Origin of the sequence: Flavobacterium piscis, assembly GCF_031457575.1 — a bacterium.
In the GTDB taxonomy this organism is placed as follows: domain Bacteria; phylum Bacteroidota; class Bacteroidia; order Flavobacteriales; family Flavobacteriaceae; genus Flavobacterium; species Flavobacterium piscis_A.
Genome location: NZ_JAVDWQ010000004.1, coordinates 179,516 through 193,294 on the forward strand (window position 1 = coordinate 179,516; position 13,779 = coordinate 193,294).

Annotated in this window: 11 protein-coding genes; 8 read left to right on the forward strand and 3 right to left on the reverse strand. The window is 33.3% G+C overall.

Going from position 1 to position 13,779, the window contains the following annotated elements:
• Positions 1–7 precede the first annotated feature (7 nt).
• The 6 genes from J2W48_RS07825 (at position 8) to J2W48_RS07850 (ending at position 9,987) form a co-directional block, all read left to right on the forward strand.
• Positions 8–388, forward strand: a complete 381-nt coding sequence (locus J2W48_RS07825; protein ID WP_007807070.1) for a TraR/DksA family transcriptional regulator — start codon at positions 8–10, stop codon at positions 386–388.
• 86 nt (positions 389–474) lie between these two features.
• The gene (locus tag J2W48_RS07830; RefSeq protein WP_310280087.1) at positions 475–1,071 is read left to right on the forward strand and encodes a lipoprotein signal peptidase; all 597 of its coding nucleotides are present in this window, start codon (positions 475–477) and stop codon (positions 1,069–1,071) included.
• Positions 1,072–1,153: 82 nt separating this feature from the next.
• On the forward strand, positions 1,154–4,309 hold the full coding sequence (locus J2W48_RS07835; protein WP_310280089.1) for a UvrD-helicase domain-containing protein: 3,156 nt from the start codon (positions 1,154–1,156) through the stop codon (positions 4,307–4,309).
• 81 nt (positions 4,310–4,390) lie between these two features.
• A complete protein-coding gene (gene kbl, locus J2W48_RS07840; RefSeq protein ID WP_310280092.1) occupies positions 4,391–5,584 on the forward strand; it encodes a glycine C-acetyltransferase in 1,194 nt (397 codons plus the stop codon).
• A gap of 112 nt (positions 5,585–5,696) precedes the next feature.
• Entirely contained in the window at positions 5,697–7,160 is a 1,464-nt protein-coding gene (locus J2W48_RS07845; protein WP_310280094.1) for an OmpA family protein, read from the forward strand.
• Between the two features lie 64 nt (positions 7,161–7,224).
• Positions 7,225–9,987 (forward strand): PD-(D/E)XK nuclease family protein, encoded by a 2,763-nt coding sequence (locus tag J2W48_RS07850; protein ID WP_310280095.1) that lies wholly within the window; start codon positions 7,225–7,227, stop codon positions 9,985–9,987.
• A 322-nt stretch (positions 9,988–10,309) separates the two neighbouring features.
• Here the strand turns inward: J2W48_RS07850 and J2W48_RS07855 are convergent, their stop codons facing one another.
• Complete coding sequence (locus J2W48_RS07855) at positions 10,310–10,459, reverse strand: hypothetical protein (protein ID WP_310280096.1); 150 nt, start codon at positions 10,457–10,459, stop codon at positions 10,310–10,312.
• A 288-nt stretch (positions 10,460–10,747) separates the two neighbouring features.
• On the opposite strand from J2W48_RS07855, the gene J2W48_RS07860 reads away from it, so the two are divergent.
• Both J2W48_RS07860 and J2W48_RS07865 read left to right on the forward strand, forming a co-directional pair.
• Positions 10,748–11,068 carry a roadblock/LC7 domain-containing protein gene (locus tag J2W48_RS07860; RefSeq protein ID WP_310280098.1) on the forward strand — a complete coding sequence of 107 codons (321 nt, stop codon included), beginning with the start codon at positions 10,748–10,750 and terminating at the stop codon, positions 11,066–11,068.
• An 18-nt stretch (positions 11,069–11,086) separates the two neighbouring features.
• Positions 11,087–11,461, forward strand: coding sequence for a hypothetical protein (locus J2W48_RS07865; protein WP_310280100.1), 375 nt, complete (start codon positions 11,087–11,089; stop codon positions 11,459–11,461).
• 72 nt (positions 11,462–11,533) lie between these two features.
• Here the strand turns inward: J2W48_RS07865 and J2W48_RS07870 are convergent, their stop codons facing one another.
• A complete protein-coding gene (locus J2W48_RS07870) occupies positions 11,534–12,313 on the reverse strand; it encodes an alpha/beta fold hydrolase (protein WP_310280101.1) in 780 nt (259 codons plus the stop codon).
• 173 nt (positions 12,314–12,486) lie between these two features.
• Complete coding sequence (locus tag J2W48_RS07875; RefSeq protein WP_310280103.1) at positions 12,487–13,779, reverse strand: aminopeptidase P family protein; 1,293 nt, start codon at positions 13,777–13,779, stop codon at positions 12,487–12,489.

Here is a 13,779-nt window from a genome sequence, read left to right on the forward strand (position 1 = left end):
ATAAACAATGATAGATGAAATTACAAGATACTCTGACGCTGATTTGGCAGAGTTCAAAGAGATAATTCAAAATAAAATACAAAAAGCACAAGCCGATCTGGATTTAATAAAAAGTGCTTACATGAATGATTTGAATAACGGAACAGATGATACTTCACCAACGTTTAAAGCCTTTGAAGAAGGAAGTGAAACGATGTCTAAAGAAGCAAACTCTCAGTTAGCAATCAGGCAGGAAAAATTTATCCGGGATTTAAAAAACGCATTATTCCGTGTAGAAAATAAAACCTACGGTATTTGTAAAGTAACAGGTAAATTAATCGGTAAAGAAAGACTGAAAATTGTTCCTCATGCTACAATGAGTATTGAAGCTAAGAATCTGCAACGATAATCTTTATAAGTTACAAAATAATTAACGCTCCTTTAGGAGCGTTTTTTTTGATTAAATTACTACTTTTGCCCATCAAAACCAATAAAATGTCATTACGAAAAGCGTATCTCCTTATATTTTTAGTTTTACTTGTTGATCAGATTTCTAAAATCTATGTAAAAACCAATTTTGTTTTAGGTGAAGAAACTCATGTTTTTAATTGGTTTAAAATACATTTTATTGAAAATGAAGGAATGGCCTGGGGTACAAAAATACCTGGAGAATATGGGAAATTGATTCTGACAGTTTTTAGAATTTTTGCTGTTTTCGGAATTGGATATTGGTTGTCTGATTCAATAAAAAAGCGCCATTCTACTTATTTAATTGTCGCTATTGCCTTAATTTTTGCTGGAGCTGCCGGAAATATAATTGATTCGGTTTTTTACGGAGTAATTTTTGATGACAGTCATGGTAAATTGGCTACACTTTTTTCGCCGGAACCATATGGTACGTGGTTTCATGGTTTAGTAGTGGATATGTTTTATTTTCCTATATGGAAAGGTTATTTGCCAGCCTGGATACCTTTTTTTGGAGGTAGGGAATTTGAATTTTTTAATGCTATTTTTAATGTTGCCGATATGGCAATTTCTACAGGAGTTGGAATTTTGCTTGTTTTTAATAAAAGGGCATTTCCTAAACACTAATAGTAAGGACTTTTCAATTTCTTGGTTTTTGTGAAGTATAGTGTAGCAGAAATGTTATTTTTACCATACAAAAACGAAACTTATGCAAAGTCCGTCTTTTTCTATTTATGATGCATCAGCTGGTTCAGGTAAGACTTATACTTTAGTTAAAGAATATTTAAAAATTATTCTTTCTTCGCCAAAAAACGATGCTTATCGTAATATCCTGGCAATAACTTTTACTAACAAAGCTGTTCATGAAATGAAAAGCCGGATTGTTGGGAGTTTATCTGAATTTACTAAGGAAGAACCATCGGAGAAAGCCATAGATTTAATGGAGGATTTATCCCGGGAGACCGGACTTTCCATTATTAAAATCAAAACAAAATCTCAAAATATCATCAAGCATCTTATTCATAATTATGCCGCCTTTGATATTTCTACCATTGATAAATTTACTCACAAAGTTATTCGTGCTTTCGCACATGATCTGAATTTGCCCATGACTTTTGAGGTAACTCTTGATACCGAAAATTTATTGATAGAAGCAGTTGATGCTATTATTGCACAAGCCGGGCAGGATGAGACCTTAACAAAGTTGCTTGTCGATTTTACAATGGAAAAAACCGATGATGACAAAAGCTGGGATATTTCGCGTGAAATCCTGGAAACAGGAAGGTTGGTTTTGAATGAAAATAATCGGAATGAGATTTTACATTTTCATGATAAGTCGATTCAGGAATTTGTTGAAATTAAAAAGAAAATGCTGGTTCTTTGTAAAGATTTGGAGTCAGAAAATGAACAGTCTGCACTTGAAGCTATTGCTTTAATTGACAAAAACGGTATTGATTTAAAGTCATTCTCAAGAGCAACTTTTCCTAATCATTTAGAAAGTATTCGTGATGGTAAATTCAATCCAAGAAATAAAACTTTCCATGTATCTGATGATATTGCAATCAATAAAACGGCAAAAGATAAATCTTTAATTGAGGGTATTATTCCCGAATTACTTCAAATATTAGATAGAATTTATAAAAATTTCGAAAAAAGGGATTTTTACAGAGCTTTTTTAAAAAATATAACTCCCCTTTCATTATTAAATACGGTTAGCAACGAATTGGCAAAAATTCAGTCGGAGCAAAATATTTTGTCAATTTCTGAATTTAATGCGATCATCCATCGTGAAATTCAAAATCAGCCAGCACCTTTTATTTATGAACGTTTAGGTGAGCGTTATCGACATTTTTTTATTGATGAATTTCAGGATACTTCTGAAATGCAATGGCAAAACCTGATTCCGCTTATTGATAATGCGCTTTCAGGGCAAGATGATTTAGGGAATAAAGGAACTTTGATGATTGTGGGTGACCCGAAACAATCAATTTATCGGTGGAGAGGAGGAAAGGCGGAGCAGTTTATTGAATTAAGTAAAGATGCTAATCCGTTTAACAATCCAAATAAAAAAATTGAACATCTCAATACGAATTATAGAAGTTATAGTGAAGTAATTGATTTTAATAATGCTTTTTTTAAACTGATTTCAACTGAATTTTCTAATGAAGACTATAAGGATTTGTATGAAAATCACAGTTTTCAGAATGCAAATTCAAAAAAAGGGGGTTATGTAAATATTTCTTTTCTTCCAATAATTGAAAAAGATGATTTTGCTGATGACGAAGAAATTGTGGAAAAATCAGATTTGTATGTTTTGGCAACGTTAAAAACTATCCAGAATGTAATTCGTGAAGGTTTTGAATATAAAGATATTGTGATCCTTACTCGAAAAAGAGATCAGGGAATCGCCATTGCAAATTACCTGACTGAGCAAAATATCCCCCTTTTGTCATCAGAAACACTAATGATTCAAAATGCTACTGAAGTTAGGTTAATTGTTCACTTGTTAAAGTATTTGCATAATAGTGCTGATCTTGAATCTAAGGCTAATTTCTTGCATTTTTTGGCTACAGGTAAAGAAATTTCGATGCCGGTCCATGATTTTATTTTGCAGGGAATGAATCAAAAACAGGAAAGTGAATTTGAGAAATGGCTGGTTTCTTTCGATGTTTCTCTTTCTTTTGAAACAATTAGAAAGAAATCATTATATGAGGCTGTGGAAATTATTATTTCGAAATTTCTGGCTTTGGAAGGGAACGCCTATGTCCAGTATTTTCTGGATATTGTCTTGGAACGTGACATCAGAAACCAAGCCGGAATTGCAGATTTTTTGAGTTACTGGGATAAAAACGGATCTAAATTCAGTATTCCGTCTCCGGAAGGAAATAATGCTGTCCGGATCATGACCATTCACAAATCGAAGGGATTAGAATTTCCGGTTGTCATTATGCCTTTTGCAGAAGAAGATTACAGCAGGAAACCAAAAGATAAATTATGGCTAGACACAGAAGATATTAATCTGGATGTACCAAAAGCTTTAGTTGATAATAGCAGTGCTGTTGAAGGTTTTGGAGAAAATGCTTCGGTAGTTTTTAATCTTAAAAAACAAGAAGAACTACTGGATAATATTAATGTCTTATATGTGGCGCTAACCCGTGCTGAAGAGCAGTTGTATATTATTTCTCAAACTTTAAAAGAGAAAAAAGAGGGAGAATACCCAGGTAATATGGCTTCTTTTTTTATTAAATTTTTAATTGATAAAGGAATTTATGATTCGGATAAATTAGAATATGAGTTCGGAAATAAAAAGAAACTTTCTCCTTTGGGCAAACCATTAGATTTGGTGAAAACAATTCCAGTTGTTTCAGAAGTTTTAAATCCAAAGAATATCAAGATAGCCCAAAGAGAAGCTTTAATGTGGGGAACACATCAGCAGGAGGCTATTTTTTATGGAAATGTAATTCACGAGATTTTAGCATATGTTAAGGATAAATCTGATGTTGATCTGGCGATTTCAAAAGCGCTTGAAAACGGATTAATTACTTATGAGCAAAAAGAAACCGTTTTTAAAACAATGGAGGAAATTGTAAACCATCCTGAAATTAGTATTTGTTTTGATGGCAGCCTCCGGGTGCTAAATGAGCAAACAATTGTTCAAAAACATGGTAAAACCCTAAAACCAGACCGAATTGTTTTAACTGAAAATAATGAAGCGTACTTGTTGGATTATAAAACGGGTCTTTCAAATCCTAAATATGCACAGCAAATTCAAGAATATCAGGATGCGATTGAAGATTTAGGATACAAAGTGTTAAAAAGGGTATTGGTGTATATAGGAACTGAAATCGATATAGTAAATTTGTGATAAAATTAATCAGATGTTAAAGGATTTACGTAGCTTAATTTTGGCTAATGTATTAATTTTTAACGTTTTAAAAAGATAAAAATGTACGGAAAAATTAAAGATTATTTGCAGAAGGAACTGCAGGCGATTGAAAAAAACGGAATTTTTAAAAATGAGCGTATAATAACTTCAGCACAGGGTGCAGAGATTACTGTTTCTACCGGAGAGAAAGTTTTAAACTTTTGTGCGAATAATTATTTAGGGCTTTCATCACATCCGGAAGTTGTTCAGGCAGCAAAAGATGCCATGGATACACATGGCTTTGGAATGTCATCAGTACGTTTTATTTGTGGGACACAGGATATTCATAAAACGCTGGAAAAAAAGATTGCTGATTTTTACGGAACAGAAGACACTATTTTGTATGCGGCAGCTTTTGATGCCAATGGTGGTGTATTTGAACCTTTATTAGGAGAAAACGATGCTATTATTTCAGACAGTTTAAATCATGCTTCTATTATAGACGGAGTTCGTTTGTGTAAGGCAGCCCGTTATCGCTATGAAAACAGTAACATGGAGGATTTGGAGTTGCAATTAATTAAAGCCAATGAATCAGGTGCCCGTTTTAAACTAATTGTGACAGATGGGGTGTTCTCCATGGATGGTGTTGTGGCGCCATTGGATAAAATTTGTGACCTGGCTGATAAGTATGACGCCATGGTCATGGTTGATGAGTGCCATGCTGCAGGATTTATTGGTGCTACAGGAAAAGGAACTCTTGAAGCAAAAGGCGTGATGGGCAGGGTTGATATAATTACAGGAACCCTGGGAAAAGCTCTTGGCGGCGCCATGGGGGGGTATACAACTGCAAAAAAAGAAATTATCGAATTACTGCGTCAGCGATCAAGACCATATTTATTTTCGAATTCTTTAGCTCCAGCAATTGTGGGTGCTTCAATTAAAGTATTTGAGCTTTTAGAAAAAGATACTTCTTTAAGAGATAAATTAGAATGGAATACTAATTATTTCAAAAAAGCAATGAAAGAGGCGGGTTTTGATATTATTGATGGAGATTCTGCTATCGTTCCTGTGATGTTATATGATGCAAAATTATCTCAGATTATGGCAAACGAACTTTTAAATAAAGGTATTTATGTAATTGGGTTCTTTTTTCCGGTTGTTCCAAAAGAAAAAGCAAGAATTAGGGTGCAATTGTCAGCAGCTCATTCAAAAGAGCATTTAGACAGAGCTGTAAGTGCTTTTAAATCAGTAGGTAAAATGTTAAAAGTTATATAATTGCCACTTTAATTAAATTTTTGTAGGTTTTTTTAACAATCTATTTTGAATTTAAAAAATTACGTGTTACTTTTGTCTGTAATTAACTAAATTGTAATTAAAAAAATTAAGTATGAAACATCTTAACAAACTTTTTGTTGCTGTGATGATGGTGATGGGTTTAAGTTCTCACGCACAAGACAGTAATAATCCATGGGCTATCTCTTTTGGAGTTAATGCCGTTGACACTAGAACTAGTGCTGGTGGAGGAAACGGTTTCTTTAACCAACATTTTTCTCAGCCATTTGCAGTTAAAGATAACTGGAATATTCTTCCTTCTTTATCTTATATTGGTGTGTCTAAATATGTAGGGAGTGGGTTTTCAGTTGGTTTACAAGGTTCTGTAAACAAAATTGATAAATTTGTTACTTTTGATCCAACGGCTCCAGATCACGATTCAAGAGGAATGGTTGTATCTAATCCTGGAGATTTAATGTATTATGGAATTGATGCTACTATTAAATATAGCTTCAAAGAAATGATTAAATCTAATGTAATCGATCCTTCGTTATCTGTTGGTGGAGGTTATACTTTCTTCGGTGATAGTAGTTATGGAACGCTTAATCCAGGTGCTGGTTTAACTTTCTGGTTTACTGATGCAGTTGGCTTTGAACTTGCTACAAGATACAAATGGGCTGTTGGTGGTGATAGAGTTGATGCTTCTGGAACTCCAGATGCTCCATCTCACTTTCAACATACTGCTGGTTTAGTTTTCAAATTCGGAGGTAAAGATACTGACGGAGACGGAATCTATGATAAAGATGATGCTTGTCCGGATGTTGCTGGTTTGAAACAATTCAATGGTTGTCCTGATACTGACGGGGACGGAATTGTTGATGCAAGTGATGCTTGTCCAGATGTATTTGGTTTAGCTGCATTAAACGGATGTCCTGATACTGATGGAGATGGAATTGCTGATAAAGATGATGCTTGTCCAGATGTTGCTGGTTTAGCAGCTTTGAAAGGTTGTCCAGATTCTGACGGTGACGGTGTTGCTGATAAAGATGACAAATGTCCTACAGTTGCTGGTCCAAGAGATAACGGTGGTTGTCCTTACCTTGATGCTGATAAAGACGGTGTAGTTGATAAAGATGATGATTGTCCTACTGTACCTGGTCCAGCTAGCAATAGAGGATGTCCAGAAGTAACTACTGAAGTTTTAGAGGAACTTAGAGTTCAGGCTAGAGCGGTATACTTTAATTCAGGAAAAGCAACTTTCAAAGCAGGAGATAAAGAAACTCCAGCTAGATTAGATGCAATTAGAGCAATCCTTAAAAACTATCCAAATGCTAAATTTAGCATTGAAGGACACACTGATAGCGATGGTTCTGATGCATTAAACCAAAAACTTTCTGAAGAAAGAGCAACAGCTGTTATGAATGCTTTGATCGAAAGAGGAGTAAATGTTGATAACTTAGTTTCTAAAGGATTTGGAGAATCTATGCCAGTTGCAACTAATAAAACTGCTGCAGGTAAAGCTCAAAACAGAAGAACTGAGATCAAACATATTGGTTCTAAATACGAAGGTAAATTGTAATTTACTTTTTTAAATAATTTTAAAAAGCCATTCTTAATTGAATGGCTTTTTTTATTTTTATAAAATGATAAATACTTCTTTCCTCGAAAAAATTGCCTCTTCCATAATTAATGATTATTCAGATAGATTCTCTGAAATTATTATTGTGTTGCCTAATAAAAGGGCAAAAGTTTTTTTGATTGAAGAATTAAAAAGTAAAATTACCAAAACAATTCTGTCTCCAAATATTATTTCTATTGAAGAGTTTGTTCAGGATATGGCTTCTGTGCGTTCTGTTGATGCAATAGAACTATTATTTGAATTTTATGAGGTTTATTTGTCAGTAACAGAAAAACAACATCAACAATCTTTTGAATTATTTGCCAATTGGGCAAAAACACTCCTGCAGGATTTTAATGAAATAGATCGCTATCTTTTAGAGCCATCACATGTTTTGTCCTACCTTAAGGATATTGAAGATATAAAAAAATGGGGAATAGAGGTTGAAAATAAAACAAAGCTTTTAGAGAATTATATTGATTTCTGGAAATTGTTACCTATGTATTATGATACTTTATACGTCCATTTGTTAAATAAACGAATCGGATATCAAGGACTAATTTATCGCGAAGCAGTTAATAATCTTATTCATTTTTCAAATAGCAATTTAAAAAATATCTTTGTTTTTGCAGGTTTTAATGCTTTAAATGCTGCTGAAGAAAAGATTGTGCAGTATCTTCTGGCTACAGATCAGGCCAAAATTTATTGGGATGCAGATCAGGCTTTTCTCAACGATCCGTATCATGATGCAGGACTTTTCGTACGTCGTTTTAAAGAAAGTTGGAAGTATTATAAATCAAATCCATTTGAATGGATTGTAGACGATTTTTCTGAGTCAAAAAACATTCATGTAATTGGAACTCCCAAAACTATTGGTCAGGCTAAACTAGCAGGGAGTATCATTGAAAATATAATAGCCGAGAACCCAGAAACATCTCTCGATAAAGTTGCTGTTATACTTGGGGAAGAAAATTTACTGATGCCAGTTTTATATGCATTACCTTCAACAGTTGGTGCCTTAAATATTACTATGGGTTATTCCGGGAAAAATAATCCAGTACAGATATTGATTGCTAAATTATTTAAAATGCACACAAATACACTTTCCCGTAAAGGAGAAAGTTATGTTTTCTATTATAAGGATGTTCTGGATATTTTAACCCATCCGTTAATTGAACCTTATGCGAAAACAAATGGTGTGGTTAGGATAATTAATGAAAATAATTATACTTTCATAACGCATCAGCGGCTTCTTGAACTGAAGGGAAACGAAAATAAATTGTTTGATTTGTTGTTTCAAAAATGGGAAAATGGTTCTGTTTCAGTTCTCGAAAACATCTCGATACTTTTGCTTTTAATAAAAGAAAATTTAAGTAATGACAATGAAGAAGAAAAGATAGCCAAAGCGTTTGTTTATGCAATTTTTAAAGTCATAAATAAATTGATTAATTATTATTCTCAACACAAGCATATAGATAATATTCAAACTTTGTATGCAATTTACAAACAGGTTATTGAAGTTGCAGAAGTTTCATTTGAAGGAGAACCTTTAAATGGTTTGCAGATTATGGGTGTTCTGGAAAGTCGTGTTCTTGATTTTGATACTGTAATTGTAACTTCTATGAACGAAGGGAAATTTCCTGCTGGAAAATCTCAAAATTCATTTATTCCGTATGATGTAAAACGTGAATTAGGATTGCCCACTTTCAAGGAAAAAGATGCTATTTATACGTATCATTTCTATCATTTATTGCAAAGGGCAAAAAACATCTATCTGATTTATAATACAGAAAATGATGGATTGGATGCCGGTGAACGAAGTAGGTTTATTACGCAATTGGAAGTTGAAAAACAGCCAAAACACAATCTTACTTTTGATATTTATAATCCTGTTTTGCCTGCCACGGCTTACCAGCCTATAGTAATTCCAAAATCAGAAGCGGTAATGGAGCGTTTAAGGGAAATTGCTGTTGCAGGTTTTTCTCCTTCGGCTTTAACGAGTTATATTAGAAATCCGATTGATTTTTACTTCCAAAAAATACTGAGAATAAGAGAAATTGAGGAGGTTGAAGAAAATATTGCATTAAATACCCTTGGGACTATTATTCATGAAACCTTAAAAGCACTATATGATCCTTTTGTAAATAAGTTTGTTTCGGAAAATGATATTTCTAATTGCTTTAAGTTATTGGATGATGAGGTCTTGAAACAATTTAAATTGATTTATAAAGAAGGAGAGATTAAAAAAGGACGTAATCTTTTAGCTTTTGAAGTAGCAAAGCGAAATATTTTTAATTTTTTGAAAATGGAATTTGACTCTCTCAAAAATGGAGATGTATTTAAGATTATTGCCTTAGAGAAAACATTCGAACGTGAATTGCATCATCCGGAATTGCCATTTCCGGTCTTAATTAAAGGAAATGTCGACAGGATCGAACTCCGCAATGGAAAGATCAGAATAATCGATTATAAGACTGGTAAAGTTGATAAAACAAATGTTGTTCTTAAATCGTGGAAAGGATTGACCAGGGAGCTTAAAAACGACAAAATTATTCAGGTATTGGCGTATGCTTTTATGTTTGAAAATGAAGCTGGTGAGGTTCCGGTTGAAGTTGGAATTATTTCTTTTAAAAATCTAAAGTCCGGCTTTTTACCTTTCGGTTTTAGAGAAGATAAACAATTGAACAGTACTGTTACAAAAGAAATTCTGAATAGCTATTTGGATGAAATTGTTTTATTGTTGAATGAGATTTTGGATGATACCTTACCTTTTGAAGAAAAAATTTAAAGAATTAATATGTCAGAAAACTATTCAACATATTCGAATTCTTTAAATCCACATTGATCATCAATTTGGTTGTTTGTTCAATTTCCGTTTTATTGGGGGGCTTTGGCTATTTTTTTATAATGTTTTTGAGTTTTGGGTTTTTAGGGAGTATTGGTTTTAAAGAATTGTATCGTAAAAGTGATTACTTATTTTATGCCAATAATGGAATTTCAATTAAAATTTCGAATAAATTGATTTTGTTAAAAGATGGAAAAACACATCATTTGGGAGATAGGGAGGAGCTAATTCAAAAAAGGGATTTAACAAACTTGCACAAGAATTATTAGCTGAATAACCTTTTAAAGAAACCTTTCTTTTTGTTTTCTTCAGGGCTATTTTTATAACTATTTATACTCCCATTTTCGAAACGGAATCTTCTAAATTTCATTAACTTCACATTCAGGTCAAATCTTAATTCTTCTACAGTTTTCATGTAATAATTTTTTTGCAAAGCTATAAAAAACTTCCTTTAAACGAAATTAGCCCCAAATGTTATTATCATAATTAAATTTTGTTGAAAGGGTTGCTATATTTTTAAAGGTATTCATTTAATATGTTCGTCTTTTTTGTATATCTAATTATTAATTTTACTAAAAAATGATAGATAGGTAAAAGTAACCCGACCCATTATATTTGCCCTTTTTTTTAACAGGTGTTTAAGTTGTAGCTATGTTAAAAAAAATAACTTTGCCGCATCCAAAAACGATTTATTAAACATATTATGATTGATATAAATACACTGGTAGAAGAGACTGGGGCTGATTCTGGTTTGGTTTTTAGTATTGATGGTATCTTAGTTGAGTCTGTTAATCTGGAATATGACGGAAATGTAGCTGCAATGATTGGAATGATTTTAAAAATGAGTCTGGAAATGTCAGAAGATCTTAATAATGGAAATCTTAAACAATTAATGATTAAGAATGATGATGGGATTGTGGTAGCCAACAAAGATCAAAATGATAATTGTGTTGCTTTACTTTCTAAAGATCTAAGTAAAATGGGGCTGTTACTTCGTAAAATGGATACAATTTTTAATAATTAATTTTAATATAATTCAACTATGTCAGATTTTTTACAAAACTTTCAAAATGACCTGAAAGAAAATATTGCCGGTTTTATTGCAGTCTCAGTTACAGAAATAGAAACAGGGATGTCATACAGTTCACTTTCTGTAGATCCTGCTTTTGATCCTGAATTGGCATCTGCTTATAATTTAGAAGTTGTTAAAGCTAAATTAAGTGCAATTAAAGCTTTGGGTTTAAACGAAAAAATCAATGATATTTTGATCACCTTAACCAATCAGATCCATGTATTGGATGTTTCAGAAGATGGTAAATATTTTATTTACTTAGCAGTAGATTCTAAAAAAGCAAATCTAGGTTTGACAAGAGCGATTTTGTCAAAGTTTAAAAAAGATATAATTTCAAAATTATAAAAATTTTGCCCCCGATAATGAGAAAAAGACCGTTTCAAATTGATGAACGGTCTTTTTCGTTTTAAATAATTTTTAAATATTGAAAAAATCCAATAGTGTTTTTTTTAATTCATCTTCATTTTCAATATGGCTCATGTGCCCATCTTCAAATGAAATAAGTTCAACAGTAGTATTTTCGATTTGTTTTACGCTTTCTTCATAATTTAAAACAGAATCCTTTTTACCTAAAACCAATAAAGTCGGAAAAAGATTTTGTTTCAAAATACTTTCCCTGTCTTTTCTGACCTTCATTCCCTCAAGTGAAGCTATAATTCCCTGAAGAGGAGTTTTTAACGCTTGTTCTTTTACCTTTTCAATTTCAGCAGCCAGACGCATCCTGTTACCTTCACTGAATAAATTGGTAATAGAAAGGCTTACAAAATTTACATAATTCTGTTTTACAGCTTTGATGGCACGGGTTCTGTTTAATTTTTTATCAGCACTGTCTTCTTTGGAAGTTGAATTCAGCAAAACTAATTTCTGGATTTTTGCAGGGAATAATTCGGCGAAAGCCAAACCAACGTAGCCACCCATCGAATGTCCAACTACAATCGTTTTTTCTACATGCAAATGTTTCAAAACCTCGTGAACAGCATTTGCATTGTCTTCCATCGAATGGACATAACCCAAACAATCTGACTCACCGTGTCCCAATAAATCAATAGTGATCACGCGATAGTTTTCAGAGAATAAAGTAGCATAATCCTGCCACATTTTTTTGTTTTCAAGAAAACCGTGAAGAAATACAATTGCTGTGCCCTCACCAGAATCTGTGAAGGAAATTTTAGTGTTTTTATATAGAATGTTTTTCAAAATATCGTTTTTAAAGTGTGATATACAAAAGTAATAATTGAGAAATCATATAAAAAATATAAATTCATTCGAGTTAAAGTTATTAGTTATTCAGTTCATAATTAAATGAACTTGGCAAAAAAACAAAACGGCCAGCATTTCTGCCAGCCGTCTTTTTTCTATAATCTTCTTGATTAAGAATTCATCAACGTTTCAATCTCATCGACTTCAACCGGAATGTTGCGCATTAAGTTAAAAGGTTCTCCTTTTTCCTGTACAACAACATTGTCTTCCAGGCGAATTCCGAAACCTTCTGCCGGAATATAAATTCCAGGTTCTACCGTAAAAACCATATTGGCCTTCATTGGTTCGTGAAGCAATCCGTAATCGTGCGTGTCCAATCCCATGTGGTGAGAAGTTCCGTGCATGAAATATTTTTTGTATGCTGGCCAGTCCGGATTTTCGTTTTGGACATCTGCTTTATCAATCAAACCTAAATCTAATAATTCAGAAGTCATCATCTTGCCCACTTCAACATGATATTGTTTCCAAAGCGTTCCCGGTGTCAGTATTTTTGTAGCTTCATTTTTAACCCTTAAAACAGCGTTGTAAACCGCTTTTTGCCTGTCAGAGAATTTTCCCGAAACCGGAATCGTTCTCGTCATGTCGCTTGAATAATTAGCATATTCTGCCGCTACGTCCAGTAAAATCAAATCTCCTGCTCTACATTGCTGGTTGTTTTCGATATAATGCAAAACGTTGGCATTGTTTCCCGAAGCAATAATTGGGGTGTAAGCAAAACCTTTAGAACGATTACGGATGAATTCGTGAATCAATTCGGCTTCAATTTCATATTCGGTAACATTCGGTTTCACGAACGGAAGCAATCTGCGGAAACCTTTCTCGGTAATATCACAGGCTTTCTGAATCAAATCAATCTCTTCGCTTTCTTTTACAGAACGAATGCGTTGTAAAATCGGGTTGCTTTTCGCCACATTGTGTGCCGGATATTTCTCTTTCCACCATTTTACAAAACGGGCCTCGCGTGTTTCTGTTTCAACAGCTGCACGGTAATGTTCGTTGGTGTTGATGTACATCGTATCGGCATACGTCATCATTTCGTTCAAAACTTTATGAAAATCCTGCAGCCAGTAAACAGTTCTGATTCCCGAAACCTGAAAAGCACGTTCCTTAGTCAGTTTTTCACCTTCCCAAATCGCAATATGCTCGCTGGTTTCTTTCAAAAACAGAATCTCTTTTTGGTTTTCATAAGGCGCATCCGGAAACAAAAGCAAAATACTTTCTTCCTGATCCACACCACTCAGATAAAAAATATCCCTGTGCTGTGCAAAAGGCATCGTGCTGTCGGCACTAATTGGGTAAATGTCATTCGAATTGAAAACGGCAACACTGTTAGGTTTCATTTCTGCCGTAAATTTTCTGCGGTTTTTTACAAAAAGAGCGCTGTTTATTTGATGATATTTCAT